Origin of the sequence: Mucilaginibacter gracilis (genome assembly GCF_003633615.1) — a bacterium.
In the GTDB taxonomy this organism is placed as follows: Bacteria; Bacteroidota; Bacteroidia; order Sphingobacteriales; family Sphingobacteriaceae; genus Mucilaginibacter; species Mucilaginibacter gracilis.
The window spans coordinates 1,576,231-1,601,807 of record NZ_RBKU01000001.1 but is presented as its reverse complement, the minus strand read 5'-3'; the positions used below and the strand labels follow the sequence as shown (position 1 = coordinate 1,601,807).

Sequence of the window (25,577 nt, the reverse complement as noted above, 5' to 3'; positions counted from 1 at the left end):
CTTATTTAAAAAGTATCAGCAACTGCCCTTTTTCAACTTTATCTGTAGGTTGTATCTTAATGGTTTTTACGGTGGCGTCTGCTGGGGCTTTAATAATGTTTTCCATCTTCATGGCTTCCAGCACAAAAAGGTTATCGCCTTTTTTAACCTCGTCGCCTTCACTAACCAATACTTTTAATACCAGGCCGGGCATTGGGGCCTTAATATCGCTAATTTTATTGCTGTTTAGGTTAGCCATGCCCAGTTGCTCTAACAGGGCATCAAACTGGTCTTTAGCTTTTAGCACATAAATATTGCCGTTTACTTTTATAGTAGCTGTTTTTTCGGCATGCTCAAGACTAACTACCTCTACATTGTACGATTGTTGGTTATGCAGCACATGGTAGCTATTGGTACCATGTTTAACCATGTCGGCCAAAAACGCTTCCCCGTTCAGGTTTAAATTGTCGTTTTGCAATTGAAGCTCGTGCTCAAATTTATCGTTTACCTTTATTTTAAACATACAGCTATTGGGTTAAAACGTATTGAATTAAATTGGCTCCCATTTTAAGCGCTTTTAAGCGCGATTCTTGCGTATCGCTAGGGTATGTGCCATAGTCTTCCCAGCCATTGCCTAAATCGCACTCATAGGTATAAAAGCAAACCAGTTTGCCTTTATACAACAGGCCGAAACCCTGGGCACGTTTACCATCGTGTTCGTGTATTTTAGGCAAACCATTAGGGAAATCAAATTTTTGATGATAAATGGGATGATTTGCAGGCAGCTCAACAAAGTCCAGTTCGGGGAAAACCCGCTTCATTTGCACACGTATAAATTGGTCGAGGCCGTAATTATCATCAATGTGCAAAAAGCCGCCGCCTATTAAATATTTACGCAGGTTTTTTACCTCCGCATCCGAAAATATAACATTGCCGTGCCCGGTTAAAAATATAAAAGGATAATTAAACAACTCGGCACTGCCCAGTTCAACCACTTCATCTTGCTGTTGGAAATTAGTTTTTAGGTTTTCATTGCAAAACTTAATCAGGTTTGGCAACGCAGTACGGTCGCCATACCAATCGCCGCCGCCACTATATTTCACTTTGGCCATTTTGTATGTTGGCTCGTTAAAGCTACTTAACAGCAACAGGCAACATAAGGGTAAAATGGCAATTAGCTTCTTCATTTAACGGTTTAAAAAATTGACTTCGAAACAAGCTTCCAAAGCAGCCGTCTCTGTTCTTAAACGGCTATTCCCTAAAGTTATTGGTTCAAATCCGTTTTGCAAAGCATCTTCAATTTCTTTTGGTGTAAAATCGCCCTCGGGGCCAATCAATATTAAATAATTGCCGTTTGGTTTAATAGCATCCTTCAATTGCAGTTTGTGGCCGGGTTCGCAATGCGCAATAAATTTTTGCCCGTTAAAGGGTTGCGTTACCAGTTTTTGAAACGGCGTTATCTCATTCAATTGAGGATGGTAAGCTTTAAGCGATTGCTTAATGGCCGAGGTAATAATCTTGTTCAGCCGCTCTGCCTTGGCTTCCTTCCGTTCGGAGCGCGCGCAATTGAGCAGCGATATTTCATCGATGCCTATTTCGGTAGCTTTTTCTAAAAACCACTCCAGGCGTTCAATATTTTTAGTGGGTGCTACCGCTATGTGCAGGTAATGGTTCCGCTTTTCAAATTCGCTTTGTAGCGACAATAATTTAAGGGCAACCTTTTTAGGATGGGCATCAATTATTTCGGCTTCGTATAAACCACCAAGGCCATCTATCAAATTAACGTGGTCGGCAAGCTGCAAGCGCAATACCCTGATGCAGTGTTTGCTCTCCTCCTCGCTTAAATAATATATTGGCGAATCGGTAATATCGGGCGTATAAAAAAGCTGCATAAGGGCGAGTGTTTAATGCAGGTCAACGGCATCATCTTCGTTAATCAGCATCTCTAATTTTACCGACTCAATGTTCTGATCGGATTTTTTGAGTACCGTAATGTTGTAGCCGTTAGCCTCTTTTTGTTCGCCAACCTCGGGTATCTTACCAAAAATATCTCCCAACCATCCGGATACCGTATCATAATCGCCATCTTCGGGCAAATCATGTGGTAAATGGCTGTTCACATCGTAAATAGGTGCAAGCGCGTTAACTACAAATTCGCGTTCGTTTACTTTTTCTACAATCGGCTTTTCTTCGTCGTATTCATCTTGTATCTCGCCAACCAGTTCTTCAACAATGTCTTCCAGGGTAACCATGCCTGCCGTACCGCCAAACTCGTCCAACACAATTGCTATCTGGATGCGCTTTTGTTGCAGCTCGGCCATCAGGTCGTTTATCTTTTTAGTTTCGGGTATAAAGTATGGCTTCCTTACAATGTCTTTCAAAACTATTTCCTGGTTGCGGGCCAACAGGGCCAAAATATCTTTGGCATGCACCACGCCCACAATTTTATCAATTACGTCATCGTAAACCGGCATACGCGAGTAGCCCTCAGTAATAATGCTCTCTATTAACTCTTCTTTTGAACAGCCCAGGTCAACACCCGATATCTTGGTTCGGGGCACCATTATATTCTTCACCACGCGTTCGTTAAAGTCAAACACGTTCTGGATCAACTCATGCTCGTTCGAATCCAATGCCCCGGTTTCCTTGCCCTGTTCAAGCAGGTATTGCAGCTCTTCCGAACTATGGTGTGCCTCTCCGCCCGGTATGGTGCTTATACCCAACAGCTTTAATATAAAATTAGCCAAGGTATTCAGCGCCCATATTGCAGGTTTAAAAACCACAAAAAATATTCGTAATGGAACTGAGATGGCTAACACAGTTCGCACTGATCGCTGTATAGCAAGCGACTTAGGTGCCAGTTCGCCAAACACGATATGAAAGATGGTAATGAGCGAAAAAGCGGTAATATGGCTTATGGTGATTATTGTTTTAGAAGTAACAACCATGCCCAATGCCGAAAAGGCATTTAGCATAATGGACGATACCACGCCCTCGCCAACCACACCTAATGCCAGTGATGCTATGGTAATACCCAATTGCGTAGCAGCAAGGTACCCATCTAAATTGTGCAATATACCGCGGGCAACCTTAGCTACAGCACTCCCGGTTTTTGCCTGCAATTCTATTTGCGAGCCGCGCACCCTCACCATTGCAAATTCGGCCGCTACAAAAAAACCGTTAAGAGCAACTAAAGCCAGTGTGGCAAATATAAAAAAACCGTTTATATGAAGATCTGGTTGCTCCATTCAGTTATTGATGATTTGGAAATGTGGACTTATAAAGGTCCATTGCTTCGGTTATAACCTTGTAGGCATAACGCTGTCCCATTAAGTGTTCAATGGTAACGTTTTTACCCTCAAGCTTCTTATAATCCTGAAAAAAGCGGACAATCTCTTTCATTGCGTGCGGCGGCAACTCAGTTAGCTCGTTAATGTAATTAACCGACATGTCGTTTTTAGCAACCGCAATAATCTTATCGTCTTGCTCGCCGTTATCAACCATGTGCATTACCCCAATAACCTGGGCTTCTATAATTGACATCGGATAAACATCAACCGAGCATAACACCAATATATCTAGAGGATCCTTATCATCACAATACGTTTGTGGGATAAAGCCGTAATTAGCCGGATACATTACTGATGAAAATAATACCCTATCTAACTTTAACAAGCCAGAGTCTTTGTCAATTTCATATTTAGCCTTCGATCCTTTAGGGATTTCAATGATAGCATTAACAATGTTAGGGATATTATCACCTGGAGATACCTGGTGCCAAGGGTGTTGTGTACTCATGTTTTGTTGTGTAATGTTTTATATGTTATCTTCTTCGTTATTAGTTTTTACAAGCCTGTTTTTAAAAAAAGCAAAAATAAGCGGTATTGTTGTTATTACTATTAAACCAATTACAATATAATGTAAATAATTTTTTAATTGCGGATATTTTATTCCTAAGTAATAGCCTGATAATGTAAGCGTTGTAACCCATGCCACGCTACCTATCAGGTTATACAAGCTAAATTTTTTAAAATCAACCCTTACAACCCCGGCAAAAATGGGTGCGAACGTTCTGATGATCGGAAAAAACCGCCCCAAAACCAGTGCCATTCCGCCGTGTTTGTTGTAAAAACTTTCGGCAATTTGAACGTACCGCTTTTTAAAAAAAAACGAATCGTCTTTACTAAACAAAATATGCCCCGTTCGGTAACCAAACCAGTACCCAACGTAATTGCCTAAAAAGCCCGACACAATTAAGCTGCCAACCAATAAATAAACAGGAATATCAAGTAAACCGGTGGCACATAACAGGCCTGCCAAAAACAAAAGATAATCGCCCGGCAAAAAGAAACCAAAAAACAAACCTGTTTCGGCAAAAACCACAACAAGTAACAAGTAAAAGCCGCCCTGACTGATTATAGTCTGAGCGTCAGTTAATTTTTGCAGGTGTTCCCAGAAACTTTCCATTCAGATACCAGTAAAATTACAAATATTAAATCAATTTGTATTACTGATAAATATTAATTTAAGCTTGGAATGAAAACTGGATAAATGCCTATTAAAATGGTTAACAACGCCGAAAAGCCCAATACAAAAGTAAAATATGCCGGAACAGCAACTTCGGTACGCTCGGCAGAGTAAAAATACATGGCTACAATAACGCGGAAATAATAGTATATGCTGATAATAGCATTTATTACAGCAACGATAACAAGGCCTATTTGAAATTGCGACAGCGCGCTTGAGAACATGAAGAACTTACCAATAAAACCCGCCGTTAACGGGATACCCGCGAGCGATAGCATAGCTACAGTTAAAACCAGCGCCAGGAACGGGTTCTTTTTTGCCAGCCCGTTAAAGCTATCAAAACTATCACTTCCGGCTTGCTGCTGAACCAGTATTAACACCGCAAATGCTATTATTGATGCAATTGAATAAGCCGTAGCATAAACAAATACAGCATTTGGCGAGTTAACCCCTAACGCCACTATAGCAAACAGCATATAACCCGCATGTGATATGCTGGAGAATGCCAGCATGCGTTTAAAGCTTTGCTGGTAAAGTGCTGTTATGTTACCCACAAACAAGGTGAGTATGGTAATGATAAGAAGTGTTGGTATCCATAAATCGGATACTGAATTAAAGCAGGTGGCAAACAAACGTAAAAACGCAGCAAACCCGGCGGTTTTAACCACGGTTGACATAAAGGCTGTTATTAACGTTGGCGAACCTTCGTAAACATCGGGCGTCCAAAAATGGAATGGTGCGGCACCAACTTTAAAACATAGGCCCACTATAATTAACAATATACCGCTAAAAAACAAGGCATCTACCGGGCGCGAATGCATAATTGCCCAGTCGCGTATTACAGTGAGATCGAACGAGCCTGTTGAGCCATAAATTAAGGTGATGCCAAAAAGCAAAAAACCTGTTGAAAAGGCACCCATTAAAAAATATTTAAGGGCGGCTTCGTTTGATGCAAAATCGCGCTTTTTTATACCTGCCAAAATGTACAAACTAACCGACATAATTTCGATACCGATAAACAACATGGTTAAGTTGTGGTACGATAGCATTACAATGATACCTGCCAGTGCAAACAAAATAACAGCGTAGTATTCGGCCACATGATCGCTAATGCGTTCAAAGTAATCTTTAGAAAGCAGAAGTATCAATATGGTTGAAGCTATTGTGATAACCGAGAATGCAATAGCATAGTTATCAAACAACATCATCCCACTAAAAATGGGTTGGGTTTTTGGCCCCCATTCGGCAACCGCACAGCCTAATGCTGCAAGCAGGCCAATTATTGTAACCGGCAGTAATGCCTTTGTTGCTTTGTATAAACCAAGGTACAGAATAACAATTGGTAAAACAGAAATGATTATTAGCGTATTCATGGTTTACTTAACTATTAAAATTTTTTGGTTAACCTGATCTATTAAATTGGTAACACTTGCCTCCGAGATATGTAATATCCATTGAGGATACACACCTATCACAATAATGAGTGCGCAAATTATACCCAATGCTGCCTTTTCCGATCCGGCTATATCTGTAAAAACTAAGGTAATTGCGTTTGTTTCGCCTTGCATTACTTTTTTGTACATCCTCAGCATGTAAACTGCGCCTAATATAATGGTTACCCCGGCAACAGCACTAAGCCAAATACTATATTGCGATACACCGTTGAGCAACAAAAATTCACCTACAAAACCATTGGTTAGCGGCAGGGCAACAGTGCCCAGCACAATAATTAAAAAAGCTATGGCAAAGCGGGGGGCAACTTTTGCTATGCCACCCAGTTGGTTTATATCGCGGGTGTTTAAACGGCTGCTAACTATATCCATAATAAAAAACAGCCCTACCACATTTATACCGTGGTTTAACATTTGTATCATGGCGCCTTGTACACCTTGCACATTCCAGGCAAAAATACCGGCGGCTATTAAGCCAACGTGGGCTATTGATGAGTAGGCTATTAAACGCTTACCATCTTTTTGGTTAAATGCTATAAGCGAAGCATAGATGATGCCGATAACGCATAAAACAATTACCAACGGCACCCATTTATCAAAACCAAGTGGCGATATTGGTATCAGCCAGCGGATAACGCCATAAATACCCATTTTTAGCATAATGCCCGATAGCATCATAGTACCAGGAGTTGGCGATTCGGTATAAGTATCGGGCTGCCAGGTATGGAACGGAAAAACAGGCATCTTGATAGCAAATGCTAAAAAGAAAGCCCAAAACACTAGCGATTGCTTTGGCAGATCTAAATTAAGCGCATAAAACGCTTGCAGATCAAAAGTTTTACCGGGTGTTTGCAGGTACAGGTAAATTAAACCCAGCAACATAAACAACGAACCGGCAAACGTGTAAATGAAAAATTTTAAGGTAATGCGTACCCTATCGGCACCGCCCCACAAAGCACAAATAAAATAAATAGGGATAAGTGCTGCTTCCCAGCCTACATAAAACAAAAAGCCATCTAAAGCTGTAAACACAACCAGCAAGCCGGTTTGCATAAACAGGATAAGGGCATATAAAGCAGGCTTGGTATTTTGTTGCTTAAACGTTGTAAGTATAATTAAAGGCACAAGCAGGGTGGTTAATAAAACCATTATCATGCTAATACCATCAACCCCTGCTTTAAAATGAATACCGTAACTGGCTATCCAGGGGTAATTAACCGCAAATTGGGTTGTAGCATCGGGTACAAATTTGGTAAGCATGATAATTGCCACTGCCAGTTCGGCTACGGCAAATAACAGTGCTACTGTTTTAGCCGCTCCGTTTTTAAATAACAACGTTGCAAGCGCACCCAGTATTGGCAAAAAAAGTAAAAGAATAACCATCATTTAATATTTGTAAATGCCCTTTTTAAAATCCAAATAAATTGTAAACCAACACGGCAATAACGCCAATTACCATCATAAATATGTAAAAGCCCACGTTACCGCTTTGCAGTAAGCGCAGTTTTTTACTTGTTGCCATGGTACCGCCGCCTAAACCGTTTACTAAACCATCAATACCTAAAAGCTCTACCACTTTGTAGAAAAATACCGATAATGCATCCAGCGGTTTGCGTATTATAGTATCATACAATTCGTCAACATAAAATTTATTGTATGATAGGTTTGTTAGTGCCGGGCGCTCTTCTGTATCAGCAACCGGAATGTTTTGGTTATTGCGGTATTTAGACCAAGCATATAACCAGGCTATAACGGCACCGGCTACAGATATGCCCATTAATGTATATTCGGCCGAAGCTGATAAATTGCTAGCTGATATCTCAAGTAAGGCTGTTGATTTTTCGAGCACAGGTGCTAAAAAGCCTTGCAACCAATGGTGGCCAGGGATACCGATGAACCCGCCTATTGATGAAAGAATAGCCAGGATAATTAAAGGAATAGTCATCGAAGCAGGCGACTCGTGGATGTGATGTTCCTGTTCTTCGGTGCCTCTAAAGGTGCCAAAAAAGGTGAGGTACATCATCCTGAACATATAGAACGAGGTACACATTGCAGTTAAAACACCTACTACCCAAATTATAGGATTATGTTCGTAAGCATGCGCTAAAATTTCGTCTTTAGAGAAAAAACCCGCAAATGGTGGTATGCCCGATATGGCGAGGGTACCAATCATCATCACCAAAAAGGTTATTGGTAACTTTTTACGCAAGCCGCCCATTTTACGCATATCCTGCTCGCCACTTACCGCGTGGATTACCGAACCAGCGCCCAAAAACAAAAGGGCTTTAAAAAATGCATGTGTTAATACGTGGAAAAACGAACCTGTATAAGCACCAACGCCTAAGCCCAAAAACATATAACCCAGTTGCGATACCGTTGAGTAAGCCAATACCTTTTTGATATCTGTTTGGGTTAGTGCTATTAGTGCTGCAAACGCGGCGGTTGTTATACCTATAATAGCTATGATGTGCATAGTTACAGGCGACATGGTGAACAATATGTTTGAGCGCGCTATCATATAGATACCCGCCGTTACCATTGTGGCCGCATGTATAAGTGCCGATACCGGTGTTGGGCCAGCCATAGCATCGGGCAGCCAGGTAAATAAAGGTATTTGTGCCGATTTGCCTGTTGCGCCAATAAACAGCATAATGGTTATTAGCACCAATGCGCTATCGCCGGTATGCATTTTGGCAGCTTTGTCAAATACGTCGGCATAGCTAACGCTTCCAAAAACACGGTAAATAACAAATACGCCTAATAAAAAGCCTAAATCGCCAATGCGGTTCATTACAAATGCTTTTTTGGCGGCATCAGCGTATGATGGGTTTGAGAACCAGAAACCGATGAGCAGGTATGAGCATAAGCCAACCCCTTCCCAACCGATAAACATAATTACATAGTTTGATCCTAAAACCAACAGCAACATAAAAAACACAAACAGGTTGAGGTAGGCAAAAAACTTACAAAAACCGGCGTCATCGTGCATGTAGCCTATAGAATATAAATGGATAAGGAAACCTACACCAGTTATAATAAGCAGCATGATTGAACTCAACTGATCTACCAGAAACGCGAATGGTATATCAAGATAACCAACTTTAATCCAGCTGAACAGGTTAACGTTAATTGCCTGCCCTGTTGAGTTGATTTGTAAAAAGGCCAGCAAGCTTACCACAAATGCCAGCAAAACTACGGTACTGCCTATAAAGCCAATAACACCCTTCGAAAGTGCATTTCGGCCCAGTCCGGTAATTATAAAACCAATTAATGGTAATATTGGAATAAGCCAGATGTAATTATTTATCATTTATATAGTATCTATATTCCTTATTTTCTTAGTTCGTTTTCTCTCTTGCTTCTTTCCCGTTACCACTTTAACCGGTTGAGCACATTAATATCCAACGAATTGGTATTACGGTACACCATAACAATAATGGCAAGGCCAATAGCTACCTCGGCGGCGGCAAGGGCCATAATAAAAAACACAAAAACCTGCCCCATTGGATCGTTATGGTAAACCGAAAAAACGGCCAATAGTAAGTTTACCGAGTTCAGCATCAATTCAACCGACATAAATATCACTATCGCATTTCTGCGGATAAGTACGCCCATTACCCCTATCGAAAAAATGACAGAGCACAATATAATGTAATGGTTAAGCGGAATAGATTGTATATTTTGAGTTAAGGTTTCCATATCAGGCGTTTGATTTATCTTTAGTGGCCAACAAAACCGCACCCACCATAGCCGAAAATAGCAACAGCGACGATACCTCAAATGGCAATAAAAATTGGTTAAACAATATTTTACCCAGGTTTTTTACTAAGCCCAAATTAGTATTTGTTAACGTTACAGCGGCACTTGTTGGGGTTGCTATTTTAAGCGATGCTACAATAGTAATTAGCAAACAGCAGCCACCAATAATAGCAGCAAATTTTACAAACGTTGTTTTTACGGGTTCGCTGTCTTTATTCAAATTGAGCAGCATCAGCACAAATAAAAACAACACCATAATGGCACCCATATAAACAATAAAGTTTACAATGGCCAAAAATTGCGCGTTTAATAAAATGTAGTGAATGGTAAACGTAAAAAACGTTAAAATTAAATACAGCACGCTGTGAACCGGGTTTTTTGAGAAAATAACCAGCAGCGCAAACAGTACCGACAAAAATGCTATGAAGTAAAATAAACTCATTTTATAATTTCAAAAATACCCTTGTCGTTTTTAAAGGACGCGCAAAGGTATAAAACTTCCTTATTGATTTAATGGCGCCTCTACTAATTTGTCTTTACCGTAAATAAAGTCTTTACGTAAATAGTTTGATGGTACAATGTCGCCATCAAGGTAAATAGCCTCTTTAGGGCAAGCTTCTTCGCACAATCCACAAAAAATGCAACGCAGCATATTTATTTCGTAAACGGCGGCATATTTTTCTTCCCTATATAGTTTCTCTTCACCTTTTTGGCGTTCGGCAGCTATCATGGTAATCGCTTCTGCCGGGCACGATAAAGCGCAGAGGCCGCACGCTGTGCAACGTTCGCGCCCTTCTTCGTCGCGCTTAAGCGAGTGCATACCCCTAAAGTTTTCCGAAAACTCTCTTTTTACCTCAGGATAACTAATAGTTACCGGTTTCCTGAAAAAGTGCTTGCCCGTAATACGCAAACCACTCAATATAGCAGGCAAATAAGCGCGCTCCCAAAAATTGAGCGGCTTTGATGCTACTAACTTTCGTCTACTGGTTAATGATTCCATTTTTTAATATCCAAAATGTCTTAAAACGGTACTAACAACTCCTGTTAATACAATATTTGCTATAGCTAACGGGATAAGTATCTTCCAACCCAGATCCATCAATTGATCGTACCGGAAACGCGGGATAGTCCAGCGAACCCACATAAAGAAGAAGATAAAACACAATATTTTTCCGAACAGAATTACGAAACCCAATAACGGTCCCCACGTTGGGCCTAAAAGGTTGTTCATAAAATCCATGCCGGGATAGTTATAACCGCCCCAGTATAAGGTTGCCATTACTGCCGATGAGATAAACATATTGATATACTCAGCAAAAAGGTAAAAACCTAATTTCATTGATGAGTATTCGGTATGGTAACCGCCAACCAGTTCCGTTTCGCACTCAGGCAAGTCAAACGGTGTACGGTTAGTTTCTGCGAAAGCGCAAATAATAAATATCAGGAAGCCTAAAGGCTGTTTTATTATATTCCAGTGCCAGCCATGCTGTTGTTCGGCAATTTCTTTCAGGCTCAATGTTCCGGTTAACATCAATAATGCTATGATGGATAAGCCCATCGCAATTTCGTAACTGATGTTTTGCGAAGCCGCGCGGATGGCACCCAACAAAGAGTATTTGTTGTTTGATGCCCAGCCACCTATCATTACGCCGTATACACCTAACGATACTACGCCGAAAATGTATAAAACACCAACGTTAATATCGGTAACCTGTAAATCTATCACATGGCCGGCAATGGTAATTTGCTGCCCCCACGGGATAACTGCCGAGCCTATACAAGCTGTTAAAATGGCCAGCGACGGCCCTACTATAAATAAAAATGCATTGGCATGGGTAGGGATTATCTCCTCCTTCATAAACATTTTCATCCCATCGGCCAAAGGCTGTAGCATACCAAACGGACCGGCGCGGTTAGGGCCAATACGATCCTGGAAAAAGGCGGCTATTTTACGCTCGGCATAAGTAGAATACATGGCAACAACCAAACTAATGGCAAATATGATGCCTACCAGTATAAATTTTTGCCCAACAAATCCAATAAAAGCTAACTCCATTATAAGCGTGTATTTCGTTCAAATTGTTCCTGGTTCGCTTCAATTAAAACCGGGTTATTTTTAACCACCGGAAGCGGGTGCAGTGTATCGTAATGATTAGAGCTGATAACCGAATGATTGCTGATTTTGCGCGGGCCTTCAATTACCCAATCGGCAGTTTTCTTTTTATCAAAGCGGCAGGTATTGCAAATAAATTCTTCAACCTCGCCATAAACATCTTTACGGGCGGTTACGCGTAAAACGTCTTCGCCTTTATACCACAGGGTTACTTTACCGTTACACTTTTCGTGATCGCAATCGCGGTGTGCATCTACCGGTTTAGTAAACCAAACACGGTTTTTAAAACGGAAGGTTCTGTCGGTTAAAGCACCCACCGGGCAAACATCAATTACGTTTCCGGAGAAATCGTTATCAACGGCTGCTTTGATGTAGGTAGATATTTCGGAATGATCACCGCGGTTTAAAATACCATGTATACGATGGTCGGTTATCTGGTCGGCAGTAAACACACAACGGTAGCAAAGTATGCAGCGTGTCATGTGTAATTGTATTTTATCGCCAATGTCAATTCTTTCAAATGTACGGCGGTCAAATTCGTAACGGGTTTTAGCGGCACCGTGTTCAAAACCCAAATCTTGCAGGTGGCATTCACCGGCCTGATCGCAAACAGGGCAATCCAGCGGGTGGTTAATCAACAGCATTTCAACAATACCCTTACGCGCCTCAATAACCTCCGGCGAAGTAATGTTTTGCACCTCCATGCCATCCATAACCGTAGTACGGCATGATGCTACCAGTTTAGGCATAGGGCGCGGGTCTTTTTCAGAACCTTTGCTAACTTTAACCAAACAGGTACGGCATTTGCCACCACTGCCTTCTAACTTAGAATAGTAGCACATAGCAGGCGGAACAATTTCGCCACCAATAACACGCGCTGCGTTAAGGATGGTTGTTCCAGCTTCTACTTCTACACTAATTCCGTCTATTGTTACTTTCATTTTAATTCAAAAGTCAAAATTAAAAATTAAAAAATCACATGTTGAGATTGATAACAATTGAAGCGATGATCTTTGATAATTCGTCAGCCTCGGTAATTAACTCAACTATTTTGTCTTTTCCGACATTTACAATATTGGTGTCTCTTATCAAACAAAGCCAATATTTGGTTTCGTTTGCAGATTTTAGAGCTATCGTATAGAAATTTCTAAAATCCTTTTTTGAACTACCCGCTTTCCCTTCAACAACATTAGCTCCTATAGAAGTTGCACTTCTTAAATGCTGATCCATTATGGAAAAGTGTATTCTTTCGTATTTCAGTGATGATATAAACAGAACCATTTCCTTGGAGAAGTGGTAACATCTGTGTTTGATGTCGAACGGTTTTTCACTCACTTAGTACTTACTCTTCACTTATATATTTCTAAAACCCATTAATAAGACAAGCCTATTTTTGAATTTTGACTTTTTAATTTTTACTTACACAGCTGCCGGGGCAGGTTCTGGTTTTGGAAGCGGATCGGCATAATGTGCCAGTCCAAAATTCCTTGTTGTAGCTTCTGCGCCATTGGTTACGTGCCATTCAAACTCATCGCGGAAATGGCGTATTGCACTCGCAACCGGCCATGCTGCTGCATCACCCAACGGGCAAATGGTATTACCTTCTATTTTTTTAGAAACGTCAACCAATAAATCCATGTCGCTCATTTTACCGTGACCGTATTCTAGGCGATGTAAAACCTTTTCCATCCAGCCGGTACCTTCGCGGCAAGGCGAACATTGGCCGCAACTTTCGTGATGGTAAAAACGGGCGAAGTTCCAGGTGTTACGCACAATGCATTGGTCTTCGTCAAAAGCGATAAAACCGCCCGAGCCCATCATGGTGCCTGTAGCAAAACCGCCTTCAGATAACGATTCGTAACTCATTAAGCGGCCTTCGCCTGTAGCCGTTTTAAGAAACAGATTAGCCGGAAGAATTGGAACGGACGAACCACCCGCAACAACCGCCTTTAAACGTTTGCCATTGGCAATGCCACCGCAATATTCCGGAGAATATAAAAACTCTTCAACGGGTAAACCTAAATTAATTTCGTAAACACCGGGTTTAGCAACGTTACCACCTGCCGATATTAGCTTGGTACCTGTGCTACGGCCTATACCAACCTTGGCATATTCTTCGCCGCCCTCGTTAATAATGGGTACTACTGCCGCTATCGATTCAACATTGTTTACAACCGTTGGGCAACCATACAAACCAGCAATTGCCGGGAATGGCGGTTTAATGCGCGGGTTACCGCGTTTACCTTCTAACGACTCTAACAAAGCAGTTTCTTCGCCGCAAATGTAGGCGCCACCACCTGGCTGAACGTAAAGTTCCAGGTCGTAACCGGTACCTAATATGTTTTTTCCTAAAAATCCTTTGTTTTTTGCTTCAGCGATGGCTCTCTCCAAAATGCGGATTTGAGGCATCATCTCGCCGCGAACGTAGATGTATGATGTTTTTGCGCCCAAAGCATAACTGGCAACTATCATTCCCTCAATTAATAAGTGAGGGATGTGGGTCATCAGGTAACGATCTTTAAAAGTGCCGGGTTCGCTTTCGTCGGCATTACAAACCAAGTAACGTGCAACACCTTCGGGTTTAGCCAAAAAGCTCCACTTCATCCCCGTAGGGAAACCCGCACCACCGCGGCCACGTAAACCCGATTTTTTAACCTCCTCAACTACTTCATCGGGAGTTAAGGTTTTCAGGGCTTTCTCAACAGCAGCATAGCCGCCTTTTGAGCGGTAAACATCAAATGTATTGATGCCCGGTACGTTTATATGTTCTAATAGTAATTTACGAGCCATGTTTCGATCGGTAAAATTAGTTTTTAGCCTGAGCCGTTAAATCAGCAACCAGCTTATCCACCTTTTCGGGCGTTAAGTTTTCGTAAAAAGTATATTCAGGACTAATCTGTAAAACAGGGCCAAAACCGCAGGCGGCAAGGCACTCCACTCCGCGCCAGCTAAACAAGCCGTCGGCAGTTACTTCACCTTCTTTTACGCCTAACTTCTGTTCAATATAGTCCATTATTTTTTCGGCACCAACCAGGCAGCATGGCCCGGTGCGGCAAACCTCCAAAAAGTATTTCCCTTGTGGTTTAAGCAGGTACATGCTGTAAAAAGTGGCCACCTCAAAAACCTCAACATGCTGTATGTTCAAATAGTCGGCAACTTTCTCCATTGCTGCGGGGCTAACCCAGCCAAATTCGGCCTGTACCAAATGCAATATAGGCAGCAAGCCCGATTTTTGCTTTCCTTCCGGATAACGGCTCACTACATCGTCAAATTTAGCTATCAACTCCGCCGAAAACTCTATCGGGGCAATTTGCAGGTTTTCAACTCTAAGCATCTAATTCTCCGGCTATAACGTTTAAACTACTCATGTTAATAATCGCATCTGATAATACCATACCGCGGCTCATTGGCGCATACATTTGGTAATTGATAAAGCTTGGCCGGCGGAAATGCAAACGGTAAGGCGAACGACCTCCATCATTAACCAAATAAAAACCTAATTCGCCATTGGCACCTTCTACAGCATGGTAAACCTCGGTTTTAGGGGTATCTATTTCGCCCATCACTATTTTAAAGTGATAAATTAAGGCTTCCATGTTATTGTAAACCTCTTCTTTTGGAGGCAAATAAAACTCCGGCACGTCGGCGTGGAAGATAGACGAATCTTCTTTCTCCAATTTATTCATGGCCTGTTCTATGAGGCGCAAGCTTTGCCACATCTCCTCGTTACGTACTAAAAACCGGCTATAAACATCGCCATTTTCGCCAACAGGTACCTCAAAATCAAAATCCTGGTACGAGCTGTATGGCTCCTGGGCACGCACATCATAATCAACACCGGCAGCGCGCAAAAGCGGGCCGCTCCAGCTATAGCTCAATGCGGCTTCGGCAGTAACTGCTGCTACATTTTTTGTACGGTCAACAAATATGCGGTTGCGGTTAAATAACGATTCGAACTCGCGTAATACCGGTGGAAAGTTTTTTAGAAAACTTTTGATCTTATCAAACGCGATTTGGTTAAAGTTACGTTCAAAACCACCTATGCGCCCAATGTTAGTTGTTAAGCGCGAACCGCAAATTTCTTCGTAAATTTCGTAAACATGCTCGCGCCACTGCATCATGTACAAAAAGCCAGTAAAGGCTCCGGTATCAACGCCTAAAACGCCGTTGCATACAATATGATCGGTTATACGGGCAAGCTCCATTATAATTATACGCATGTAGTCAACCCGCTTTGGCATTTCAATGCCCAGCATTTTTTCAACCGTCATGTGCCAGCCCATATTGTTTATGGGCGATGAGCAGTAGTTAAGCCTATCGGTTAACGGAGTAATTTGATAGAAAGGCCTGTGTTCGGCAATTTTTTCAAAAGCCCGGTGTATATATCCAATGGTTGATACTCCGCTTACAATCCTTTCGCCATCCAACTGCAATACATTTTGAAATACGCCATGTGTTGCAGGGTGTGTTGGCCCGAGGTTTAAAGTCGAGAGTTCACTTTGTGGGTCGTTATCTGTTATTAAAAGATGATTTTGCATTCTTTACTGAATATATTTATCTTCCGAAGAAGTAATCTTTTTTATCAATACGATTGGGATCTTCCAGCGGAAACTCTTTCCTCATCGGGAAAACCGTCATATCGTCAACATTTAAAATTCTGCGCAAATCGGGGTGCCCGTCAAATATAATTCCGAAGAAATCGTATGTTTCACGCTCCATCCAGTTAGCACCCTCCCATAGGTTTGATGCCGTTGGGATATGCACATCAGCAGCAGCCAAAAACACTTTTAACCTAACGCGAATGCCATTTACCAAACTATGCACATGGTACACAACTGCAAATGGCTTCTCCAATTCGGGATAATGTATGGCGGTAATATCTGTTAAATGGATAAACTGTAGTTCGGCTTTTAAGTAGCCCAGTACTTCAAGCAACTGTTCGCGGCTGGTTTCAAGGGTTAATAAGCCATAAGGCTGCGTAATGTTATTAAGCGCACCCTCAAACTTTGAAGTTAATTTTTGAAGAAGGTCTTCGGCTGATAACTTACTCATTATTGAATTCCGTATTTAGCTAACAACTCCTGGTATTTAGGATCTTCCCTGCGGCGACCCGATTCTGTTTGTACCAGTTTTTGAATATTCATAAAACCATCTATAATAGCTTCGGGGCGGGGCGGGCATCCGGGAACGTAAACATCTACCGGGATAATTTCATCGATGCCTTGCAGTACCGAGTAAGTATCAAATATACCACCGCTTGATGCGCAGGCACCTACAGCCATTACCCAACGGGGCTCGGCCATTTGTAAATACACCTGGCGAAGTACCGGGGCCATTTTTTTTGCTATGGTGCCCATAACCATTAACAGATCGGCCTGACGCGGCGAAAAGCTTAAACGCTCGGCTCCAAATCTCGACAGATCGTAATGCGAACCCATGGTGGCCATAAACTCGATACCACAGCACGACGTTGCGAAAGGCAACGGCCATAATGAGTATGAACGTGCCATTCCCACCGCTTTATCAAGCGATGTAGCAAAAAATCCAGAACCTTCTATTCCTGGTGGAGCTTCAACAATTTGTATATCACTCATATATTTACAAATACAAAACACATCCTTAAAATCAGGATGTGTACAAAATTATAAATTTAAATTTTCAATAGTGTTTTTTTCACACTAACGGCGGTATTTGGAATCGTTCTAATTAATCCCAGTCTAAGGCTTTTTTCTTCAGGATATAAATAAAGCCTAATAGCAATGTTCCCATAAAAATAAACATCTCTATCATGCCCTGGTTACCCAGCTCTTTAAAGTTTACAGCCCAGGGGTACATAAAAATAACTTCCACATCAAACAGCACAAAGAGAATAGCTACCAGGAAGTATTTAATAGATATGGGGGTACGCGCGTTACCGATAACCTCGATACCCGATTCAAAAGTGGATAACTTATCGCTTGTAACACGCTTAGGGCCCAATTTGTGGGTTGCAAACATGGTTACTACAACAAAGCCAAGGGCCACTATCATTTGGAATATGATGGGCAAATAATTAACCGGTAAACTATGTAATTCCATGGCTCAAATATAGAGTGAAGATATTAAATAAAAAAGCCCCTTTGTAAGGGGCTTTTTTATTTTATTTGCCTTTGGCAGGTGTACCAGCCTTGCGGGCCAGGTAGGCAATAACTTGTTTATTTGTTGGGTCCAGATCTTTTGCTTTACCCCAATATTCATCTGCTTTGGTTGCATCCTTTGCGGCGAACTCATAGTAGCTTCCCAAGTAAGCATATGCGCCAACGAGGTCTTTTTTATTAGCGTCGCTAAGTGGTGTTTTTGTGGAAATTAATTCAACAAATTTTTCGTAGTACGGTTTAGCATAGCCTTTATAGTTTTTCTCTCTATCAGTTTCGCGTTCATCAGCAATATAAGCTCTGAATAATACCGCCGGAGCGTATGGATTAGTAGCCGTTTTCTGTATAACATAACTAAAAGCTGAGTCCGCTTTTGTTAATAACGCGCTATCGGGCTTTACTGTTTTATCTTTAAGATTTGCCGCTGATTGTTTCTCGAACGCATAGTAATAAGCGCTACCTTGATAATAGTGATCGGTAAGTTTTACTTTATGAGCAGTAGCAATAAACTTGTCGTAAACAAGAGCCGCTTCCTGGTACCTATGTTGTTTGAAATATAAGTTGCTGGCAATTTCGCTATACAAATCAGATTGAGTGCTATCCAAATCTATCGCCTTTTGTATAGATAAAACACCGATCGAATCGGCTCCGGTTTTAATTTGCAAACGACCTAAATAAAGGTAATCAACAGGTAATATACGTTTTGGATCTGCTTCCTTAATAAATTTATTAATTGCCGTTAAACCAGCAGGGAAGTTATTGTTTTCGTAACCAGCTATACCTAAATAACGATATACCCGTAAGTTAGAATTATTTAATTTGGCCAAATCATTTGCCTCGGTTTCTAAGGCTTTAAAATCACCGGCACTAATCAAAAAGTCGGCGTAGCGCATGCGCGATTCAAGCGATCTATCGGTTAAATCAAGATATTTTTTATAGTAATCGGCACCTTCTTTTCTTTTAGCGACAGTAACCTTTGGATCAAGAGCGGCTTGCTTTAAATCACTTTCGGCCATTTCGCGATAAGCAGGTCCAAAATTAGGGTCCTTAGTTAAGGCATCCTGAAACAATTTATTGGCATCCTCAAAATTATTTGCTTGTTTCCATAACACACCAATATTAACCATTAATACAGGCGAATTAGGATCGAGCGATGTTGCCTGGCTATAGTTTTCGTAAGCGTGGCTGTTATCACTTTCGGTGCGGTAAGCATCACCAAGTGTTGTCCACAACTCAGGGTCCTTAACGGCGTCTTTACTAATAGTTTTGGCCTTCTCTAAAATAGCTATGGCCTCTTTATCCATATAAGGTTTAAGCAAATATGCTTTAGCTATATAAACGTATGGTTTGGTGTCTTTACCAGCCAACGTCAAAGCTTTATCAAAATTTGCTTTGGCTGATGCCTCGTTTTTGTCCATACGGTCAATAATACCCAAACCCACTACGTTGAGTGCCGATTTTGGATTTACAGATATGCCCCTTGTAAAAGCGGCACGGGCCGAATCGGCGTAATCCTGTTTAAGATACACTTCACCCAGATAAAAAAAGTTTTCATCCTTGGTTGCCTGAGTAACAGTCAGGTTTTTCAACATTGATTTTGCCTTTTGATATTGTTCGGCGTCAATGGCTTTTTTGGCGTCGGCTAAACTCTGCGCAAAAACCGATGAACCCATAAATACCATGCCTACGACAACGGCAGATGCTTTATTTATTACTTTCATGGTTAATTAGATATTACAATTTTTAATTATTTACTAAAACTCACTTCACGGGTAGGTATCGAATCGGGCAAAAGTCCTGATCTTAGTACAATACGCTGCCCACTTTCACCCAAAACAAACGATGCAAATCCCGTACCTAAACCTGGCCTACCTGTATTATTAATTATATACAAGCTTCGTACCAAAGGGTATTGGCGCATTGCCAACGTACCTTGGTCTGGTTTAAAATAGCTATTGGGATAATCTTTATTACCCTCATCTTTAACACCAACTATTTTAATTTTGTTAACCATTGGCGCATAAGCCTTATCGGGCTCAAGCAGCCAGCTATAGCTTATAAAACCCACAGCGTGCTGGTGTTCACTCACATATTTTATAACATCAACGTTTGTTTTTAACGCGTAAATGTTTTTTTGTTCAAATTTATCGTTTCCGGAGAAGCTCCTCAGGTACCTTATTAAGCTTGAGTTGGCATTATCAAAAACAATATTCTTATCAGTACCAACCTTTCCGTTCAGCATGTTTTTTATTTCGCCCACCGTTGTTAACGTATCGTTTGATGATTGATTAACGATTAAGGTTACCGCATCGTATGCAAAACAATTAATTTCGGGGTAAAGTGCCCGCTGCTTAAACATTTTTACCTCCTGCGGGGTTACACTGCGTGCTAATATAGCAACTCTTACGCTATCGTTTAAAAACAGCCTCAAGGCATCGTTTTCCGATTTATATATTATCTCGGGCTTTGCTTCTTTGTTAAGCGACTTAAATACATAAAGCTCCTGATCTAAAATTGGGGCCAACGATTCATCGGCTACAAAACTCGCTTTGCCAATGGTATAGCTATCATCTACATTAAACTTTTTATCTTTTTGCTTGCATGCCATAAAGCATGTAAACACCGTAAAAACTAAAAATATGAAAGCTATATTATTCTTCTTCATTTTTTTCTTTTCGCAACAGCCTGGCAAAACGTATAATACCGTAAATAATTATTACGCCGCCAAAAGCAAATCTTTGTGTTTGGCTTAGGCCAAACCTATCCCAAAAAATAAGCATCGACCCTAATACCAAAAAACAAATAAAAGCCGCCCCTCCTAAAATAAGCAGAAATCGCCTGTTGAGCGATTTCTGCTTTTTATTATTCTGTAACATCGTTTGTATTATTCGGCCAAACTAAAGTTTACCGGTACAGTGTATTGTACACGTACTGGCTTACCGTTTTGAATACCGGGTTTCCAGTGCGGCGAAATTTTAAGTACCCTTATAGCCTCATCGCCCAAGCCGCTGCCCGGGTCGCGAAGTATTTTAAGGTCTGTTAAACTGCCATCGCGTTCAACAACAAACTGAACGAATACACGACCAGTAACGTTGTTTTCTTTAGCTACTGCCGGGTAACGGATGTGGTCTTGCAAAAATTTACCGAATGCTGCTTCGCCACCTGGAAAAGCTGGTTGAATTTCCACAGCATTAAATATTTTATCGCCATCACCGGCCTCGGTTACGGCTGTAATATCAGCATTACCTACAGGCTCATCAATACGAACCTGAGCATTAGGGTCGCCTTTTTGCTCCTTTTGGCCCGGATCTGCCACTTCCAATTGCTTTTCAGTAGGCGGATCTTTTTCGCGCACCTCATTATCCGGCTTTACTACCGGAGGAGGAAATTTCACCTGGTCAACCTTTGGTTTAGCCGGCTCCTTTGGTGGCGGCGGTGGTGGTTTGGTTTGATCAATAGGTGGAGGCGACATAAGCACAACGTCGGTTAATTTAACCTTCTCGTCGGCCTTTGGAATAAAGCCCTTAATTATGTTGATAATGGTTGGCAAACCGAGCAGAAAGATAAATGCAACCGAAGCTATGATAAGCGCCCTATTGGTTGTTTTAGGGTTTTGCTTTCTAAGTTCGTACGCACCATACGCCTGGTTGCGGCCTTTAAAAACAACATCAAGCCATTCCGGATTAAAAATATCTAATTTTGATCCTAACATTTTTAGACTTTTAATGTTTTATTTAACGTTTAATTAATTTTTTTATTGCTTAGTAAATTTTGTTGTTCTTCAACTCATTTACTTCAACAGGAGTAATATCAACAATAGCATGAATATCTATTTTGGTAATATTTAACTCGTCAAGTGCTGCTACCAGGTTTTCGTATGTTGATTTATCACTCGGTTTAATTAAAACAATCATCGGCTGGCCACCGTGTGATGCTCTAACTTTTTCAGAGTTTTCAATTAACGCTTTGCGTAAACCGTCTTTACCGTAGTTATCTACTGTACCAGGCGTTTTACCTGGTTCGCCAACAAACCATTCCAGTTTGTTGTTTGAACCTAAAAGCACTGTCATGGTTCTGGATGCAGCAACAGGTAATTCAGTTTTATTCTCATCCTTATCTGGCATAGCCAAATCCATCGCTTTAGGTTTGTTAAGCGTTGTGGACAGGATGAAAAAGGTAATTAACAAAAATGCCAAATCCACCATTGCGGTCATATCCACGCGTGTTGACGACTTTTTGGACCTTACCTTACCGCCTTTATGTTTCCCTCCGCCGGAGGAGTCTAATTCTGCCATTTTCTTATTATTGAGCCGCTCCTTTTTGAGCTGTAATTAAACTAAACTTATTTACTTTTTGCTTTTGCAAAATTTGTATCACCCTTCCAATAGTTGGGTACTCCTGCTTGCTATCACCTTTTATAGTTAAACGCAAATCTTTACTAAACAACGCCCTATCGGCCAAACGCGCCTGGCGTATCCAGTTAAACAATTCGTTACTAACAGAATCGGTTGGAATACCCGGTTGAGGAAATGCTTTCATTTTGCTGGGCTCTGTATTTAAATAAGCCTTTAACTGGCTCATGGGCACACCAAATGTTGGCAGGGTTATAAACGTTGCCTTCTCCTGCGGGGTAAAGGTTGTATTATATAACCTCCCCATTTCTTCCAGCATGGTTTCGCGTATTTTAACGCCTTCTACACCAAAAAAAACTTTGCTGCCACCAATTGTAAGGGTACCGATATTATCTTCGGGCAATACAACAGTTTTGGTATAAGCCGGTATCGCCACAGGAACGGGATCTTCCTGTTTAAATTTGGCCGTCATAATGAAAAAGGTGAGTAACAAAAACGCAACGTCGCACATGGCCGTCATATCGGTTACGGTACTTTTTCTTGCTATTTTAACTCTGGGCATATTTTTATTTTAAATAAACATCAATTAAATCAGCATTATATTGCTGTTAACTAAACTTAATGCTGTTTTAACAAAAAATCAACTAAGTGATTTTTTAAAAACGGCTTATCTGTTTGCGTTTTTGTGTGAAGCGGCAAACGTTTGAACGATGCTGAAACCAGTTTCGTCAATAGCATAAGTTAATTTATCAATTTTTGATGTAAAGATGTTATACATTACAATTGATATAGCTGATGTACTGATACCTAAGAAGGTATTGATCAAAGCTTCGGAAATGTGTGAAGAAAGTTCGGATGCATTTGGAGCACCTGCTGCACCCATTGTACGGAATGCACCAATCATACCCAATACTGTACCTAACAAACCCATTAAAGTACCGATAGAAACCAAAGTAGCAATGATAGTTAAGTTTTGCTCTAACATTGGCATTTCTAAAGAAGTTGCTTCTTCAATATCTTTTTGGATAGCAAGAGTTTTTTGGTCAACGTCCATGTTTGGCTCTGCTTCCATTTCGCGGTATTTTTTCAAGCCCGATTTGATAACGTTTGCTACCGAACCTTTTTGTTTGTCGCACTCAGCACTTGCTGCGTCAACGTTACCTGCATTTAAAAATGCCTGTACTTTTTTAACAAAAGAATCGATACTACCAGTACCAGATGCACGGCCTATAACAACAAGTCTTTCGATAGAGAAAGTAACTGTCATTAACAAGCAGCTCATGATGATAGGTACAATGTATCCACCTTTGTGAACCAGACCGAATACGTCTGTTGCGTCTGCCGCTTGGTCGCCGCCTTTGTAGTGACTTGCGTCGCCAAGGAAGAAATAATATACCAGGATAGATATCAATATACAAATAGGTATTGCAAGAGATGAAAACATGCTCGATGCACTTGAGCTTTCTTTTTTAACGGTAGTTGGTTTTGGTGCGTTTGCCATTACTTTAAATTTTAATTTTAGTTTTAGTTGTTATAAATGTAAGTCAATTTAATGTGCTGTTTAAATCCGAATAGCAAATTTATAATATAAATGCATTAAAAAAACACTTTTTGCTATTCTTTATAATTAATTAACGTTAATCGTTGTTTATCTTTAATTGGTGAAATAAAAACGTTTATAAATAAAAAAATTGTCTTACATCCAGACAATTTTTTACAATAGAAACCAATTTTTTTTACAATCACAAGCACAAACGTTAAAAAAATTGTAACTAAAAAGATACCCGGGCGTCTAAGGCCTGTTTTGCGGCTTTTTATCCGCCGGCTTTTTTTGCTTTATAGCCCTCTGTGTGTAACAACAACACTATCTTATCCCTAAAATCGCCTTGGATGAGTATCTCACCATCTTTTACCGAACCCCCAACGCCGCATTTGGTTTTTAGCTTTTTTCCTAAAACCTCCAGGTCATCGGCAGTGCCTGTAAAGCCGCTGATACGGGAAACTGTTTTACCGCCACCTTTACGATCAAGGTAAACTTTTAAATTTTGTTGCTGAGGGGGCAAGGTTTCGGATACCTGGCCGGCATCGTACTGATACTGAAAATCGGGATCGGTAGAGTACATCACACCCGAAATATTTTTGCTTTTTTTTGACATGCTGTTACAGGTTAACCTCGTAATCTTTCCCTACTATCACATTTAACGACTCGGGTATGGTAATTATTTCGGTATCTATACCCATAATTTGCGGTTCTCCATCTAAATGTACCGCACCCGCTAACTGGCGTTTAACCTTAATATGCCGGCCACGTATAATTTCAACAAACTTTGAGCTTTCTGATGTTTTGGTTAGCATTCGCAGGCCCATTTCGGGCAACCTATACACCGGGAAGGGTTTAATAATGCAAACATCTATCAGCCCGTCGTGCAGTGATGCCTTAGGCGACACGTGCGCATTGTTACCATATTGCGACGAATTAGCAAAACTTAACATAAATGCTTCTCTGTCGTAATCTTTACCATCAATAGTTATACGGTAGTTTTGCGCCTTATAATTAGATATTTCCTGTACCGACGACTTGAAGTAAGCCCGGAAACCACGTGTTTTACCATGCGAAAAAACTTCGCTGATGTGGGCATCAAAACCCATTCCGGCCATATTAAAAAACCACTGGTTGTTTATTTTGCCCGCATCAATAGTTTCTGTGCGGCCAATGTTGAGGGTTTTTATGGCGCTTACCGGGTCCATCGGTATCTTTAAAAACCTTGCCAGCCCGTTGCCCGAGCCAAAAGGCAAAATACCTAATACAGTATTACTACCGGCAATAGCCGACGCCGTTTCATTAACCGTACCATCGCCACCAACGGCAACTATAATATCAAAAGCTTTAGCGGCATCTTTAGATAGTTGCGAAATGGGCGTTTCTTTTGTACTAAATATAATTTCGTGGTCAAACACCTCGCTGTCCAGGTGTTCATTAATCAAGTGCGGAACCTTATCCTTCGTTTTATTACCCGAAACCGGGTTTATAATAAATAATGCTTTCTTTTTCAAATATTGTATTGCTTTGGGCTATCAAAAGTACTTGTATTTTCGACTTTTATAAAATTGTTTTAACTTCGCCGAACGAAAGTGGACTGATTTGAAAACGTTCTGGTTAACAGAACCCGGATTGCAACCACGTAAAAAAGTGCTAAACCCGCTTCTTTTTTTACTTCCAATCCTATTCAGCAGCCGTTTTTTCGTGTTTATAAAATTTTTT

Annotated in this window: 30 protein-coding genes; all 30 read right to left on the bottom strand. The window is 40.9% G+C overall.

All coding sequences use genetic code 11. From position 1 onward, the window contains the following. Position 1: 1 nt before the first annotated feature. Complete coding sequence (locus BDD43_RS06855; protein ID WP_121196978.1) at positions 2-502, bottom strand: acetyl-CoA carboxylase biotin carboxyl carrier protein subunit; 501 nt, start codon at positions 500-502, stop codon at positions 2-4. 4 nt (positions 503-506) lie between these two features. Next, entirely contained in the window at positions 507-1,166 is a 660-nt protein-coding gene (locus tag BDD43_RS06850; protein WP_121196977.1) for a DUF4159 domain-containing protein, read from the bottom strand. Continuing rightward, the gene (locus BDD43_RS06845) at positions 1,167-1,871 is read right to left on the bottom strand and encodes a 16S rRNA (uracil(1498)-N(3))-methyltransferase (protein ID WP_121196976.1); all 705 of its coding nucleotides are present in this window, start codon (positions 1,869-1,871) and stop codon (positions 1,167-1,169) included. A gap of 12 nt (positions 1,872-1,883) precedes the next feature. After that, entirely contained in the window at positions 1,884-3,227 is a 1,344-nt protein-coding gene (locus tag BDD43_RS06840) for a hemolysin family protein (RefSeq protein WP_121196975.1), read from the bottom strand. Between the two features lie 4 nt (positions 3,228-3,231). Further along, entirely contained in the window at positions 3,232-3,777 is a 546-nt protein-coding gene (locus tag BDD43_RS06835) for an inorganic diphosphatase (RefSeq protein ID WP_121196974.1), read from the bottom strand. An 18-nt stretch (positions 3,778-3,795) separates the two neighbouring features. Continuing rightward, positions 3,796-4,446, bottom strand: coding sequence for a DedA family protein (locus tag BDD43_RS06830; protein WP_121196973.1), 651 nt, complete (start codon positions 4,444-4,446; stop codon positions 3,796-3,798). 53 nt (positions 4,447-4,499) lie between these two features. Further along, complete coding sequence (locus BDD43_RS06825; RefSeq protein WP_121196972.1) at positions 4,500-5,879, bottom strand: NADH-quinone oxidoreductase subunit N; 1,380 nt, start codon at positions 5,877-5,879, stop codon at positions 4,500-4,502. A 3-nt stretch (positions 5,880-5,882) separates the two neighbouring features. Further along, the gene (locus BDD43_RS06820; protein WP_121196971.1) at positions 5,883-7,343 is read right to left on the bottom strand and encodes a complex I subunit 4 family protein; all 1,461 of its coding nucleotides are present in this window, start codon (positions 7,341-7,343) and stop codon (positions 5,883-5,885) included. Between the two features lie 22 nt (positions 7,344-7,365). Continuing rightward, on the bottom strand, positions 7,366-9,267 hold the full coding sequence (gene nuoL / locus BDD43_RS06815; protein WP_394339623.1) for an NADH-quinone oxidoreductase subunit L: 1,902 nt from the start codon (positions 9,265-9,267) through the stop codon (positions 7,366-7,368). Positions 9,268-9,326: 59 nt separating this feature from the next. Further along, positions 9,327-9,656 carry an NADH-quinone oxidoreductase subunit NuoK gene (gene nuoK, locus BDD43_RS06810; protein ID WP_121196970.1) on the bottom strand — a complete coding sequence of 110 codons (330 nt, stop codon included), beginning with the start codon at positions 9,654-9,656 and terminating at the stop codon, positions 9,327-9,329. Position 9,657: 1 nt separating this feature from the next. Further along, positions 9,658-10,158 (bottom strand): NADH-quinone oxidoreductase subunit J family protein, encoded by a 501-nt coding sequence (locus BDD43_RS06805; protein ID WP_121196969.1) that lies wholly within the window; start codon positions 10,156-10,158, stop codon positions 9,658-9,660. Between the two features lie 60 nt (positions 10,159-10,218). Beyond that, on the bottom strand, positions 10,219-10,716 hold the full coding sequence (locus tag BDD43_RS06800) for a NuoI/complex I 23 kDa subunit family protein (protein ID WP_121196968.1): 498 nt from the start codon (positions 10,714-10,716) through the stop codon (positions 10,219-10,221). Positions 10,717-10,719: 3 nt separating this feature from the next. Then, a complete protein-coding gene (gene nuoH / locus BDD43_RS06795) occupies positions 10,720-11,772 on the bottom strand; it encodes an NADH-quinone oxidoreductase subunit NuoH (RefSeq protein ID WP_121196967.1) in 1,053 nt (350 codons plus the stop codon). Further along, a complete protein-coding gene (locus BDD43_RS06790; protein WP_121196966.1) occupies positions 11,772-12,770 on the bottom strand; it encodes a 2Fe-2S iron-sulfur cluster-binding protein in 999 nt (332 codons plus the stop codon). The genes nuoH and BDD43_RS06790 overlap by 1 nt, the downstream gene beginning before the upstream one ends. Positions 12,771-12,804: 34 nt before the next feature. Next, complete coding sequence (locus BDD43_RS06785; RefSeq protein ID WP_262707404.1) at positions 12,805-13,164, bottom strand: four helix bundle protein; 360 nt, start codon at positions 13,162-13,164, stop codon at positions 12,805-12,807. A gap of 84 nt (positions 13,165-13,248) precedes the next feature. Further along, positions 13,249-14,619 carry an NADH-quinone oxidoreductase subunit NuoF gene (gene nuoF / locus BDD43_RS06780; protein WP_121196964.1) on the bottom strand — a complete coding sequence of 457 codons (1,371 nt, stop codon included), beginning with the start codon at positions 14,617-14,619 and terminating at the stop codon, positions 13,249-13,251. Positions 14,620-14,635: 16 nt separating this feature from the next. Beyond that, on the bottom strand, positions 14,636-15,163 hold the full coding sequence (locus BDD43_RS06775; protein WP_121196963.1) for an NADH-quinone oxidoreductase subunit NuoE family protein: 528 nt from the start codon (positions 15,161-15,163) through the stop codon (positions 14,636-14,638). Continuing rightward, positions 15,156-16,367, bottom strand: a complete 1,212-nt coding sequence (locus BDD43_RS06770; RefSeq protein ID WP_121196962.1) for an NADH-quinone oxidoreductase subunit D — start codon at positions 16,365-16,367, stop codon at positions 15,156-15,158. The genes BDD43_RS06775 and BDD43_RS06770 overlap by 8 nt, the downstream gene beginning before the upstream one ends. A 16-nt stretch (positions 16,368-16,383) precedes the next feature. Continuing rightward, positions 16,384-16,881 carry an NADH-quinone oxidoreductase subunit C gene (locus BDD43_RS06765; RefSeq protein ID WP_121196961.1) on the bottom strand — a complete coding sequence of 166 codons (498 nt, stop codon included), beginning with the start codon at positions 16,879-16,881 and terminating at the stop codon, positions 16,384-16,386. Beyond that, positions 16,881-17,423: an NADH-quinone oxidoreductase subunit B gene (locus BDD43_RS06760; RefSeq protein ID WP_121196960.1), complete on the bottom strand. Its 543-nt coding sequence runs from the start codon at positions 17,421-17,423 to the stop codon at positions 16,881-16,883. Before BDD43_RS06760 ends, BDD43_RS06765 begins: the two co-directional genes overlap by 1 nt. A 112-nt stretch (positions 17,424-17,535) precedes the next feature. Continuing rightward, positions 17,536-17,907 carry an NADH-quinone oxidoreductase subunit A gene (locus BDD43_RS06755; RefSeq protein ID WP_121196959.1) on the bottom strand — a complete coding sequence of 124 codons (372 nt, stop codon included), beginning with the start codon at positions 17,905-17,907 and terminating at the stop codon, positions 17,536-17,538. Positions 17,908-17,968: 61 nt separating this feature from the next. Continuing rightward, complete coding sequence (locus tag BDD43_RS06750; protein WP_121196958.1) at positions 17,969-19,684, bottom strand: tetratricopeptide repeat protein; 1,716 nt, start codon at positions 19,682-19,684, stop codon at positions 17,969-17,971. Between the two features lie 26 nt (positions 19,685-19,710). Continuing rightward, the gene (locus BDD43_RS06745; protein ID WP_162846994.1) at positions 19,711-20,571 is read right to left on the bottom strand and encodes a PstS family phosphate ABC transporter substrate-binding protein; all 861 of its coding nucleotides are present in this window, start codon (positions 20,569-20,571) and stop codon (positions 19,711-19,713) included. Positions 20,572-20,614: 43 nt separating this feature from the next. Continuing rightward, entirely contained in the window at positions 20,615-20,839 is a 225-nt protein-coding gene (locus BDD43_RS06740; protein WP_121196956.1) for a hypothetical protein, read from the bottom strand. Between the two features lie 8 nt (positions 20,840-20,847). Beyond that, a complete protein-coding gene (locus BDD43_RS06735) occupies positions 20,848-21,675 on the bottom strand; it encodes an energy transducer TonB (RefSeq protein ID WP_121196955.1) in 828 nt (275 codons plus the stop codon). A 49-nt stretch (positions 21,676-21,724) separates the two neighbouring features. Beyond that, the gene (locus tag BDD43_RS06730) at positions 21,725-22,258 is read right to left on the bottom strand and encodes an ExbD/TolR family protein (RefSeq protein ID WP_121196954.1); all 534 of its coding nucleotides are present in this window, start codon (positions 22,256-22,258) and stop codon (positions 21,725-21,727) included. Between the two features lie 7 nt (positions 22,259-22,265). Continuing rightward, positions 22,266-22,877: a biopolymer transporter ExbD gene (locus BDD43_RS06725; RefSeq protein ID WP_121196953.1), complete on the bottom strand. Its 612-nt coding sequence runs from the start codon at positions 22,875-22,877 to the stop codon at positions 22,266-22,268. 105 nt (positions 22,878-22,982) lie between these two features. Next, complete coding sequence (locus BDD43_RS06720; protein ID WP_121196952.1) at positions 22,983-23,816, bottom strand: MotA/TolQ/ExbB proton channel family protein; 834 nt, start codon at positions 23,814-23,816, stop codon at positions 22,983-22,985. Positions 23,817-24,129: 313 nt separating this feature from the next. Beyond that, on the bottom strand, positions 24,130-24,471 hold the full coding sequence (locus tag BDD43_RS06715) for a translation initiation factor (RefSeq protein WP_121196951.1): 342 nt from the start codon (positions 24,469-24,471) through the stop codon (positions 24,130-24,132). A 4-nt stretch (positions 24,472-24,475) separates the two neighbouring features. After that, complete coding sequence (locus BDD43_RS06710) at positions 24,476-25,369, bottom strand: diacylglycerol/lipid kinase family protein (protein WP_121196950.1); 894 nt, start codon at positions 25,367-25,369, stop codon at positions 24,476-24,478. Positions 25,370-25,577: the final 208 nt, after the last annotated feature.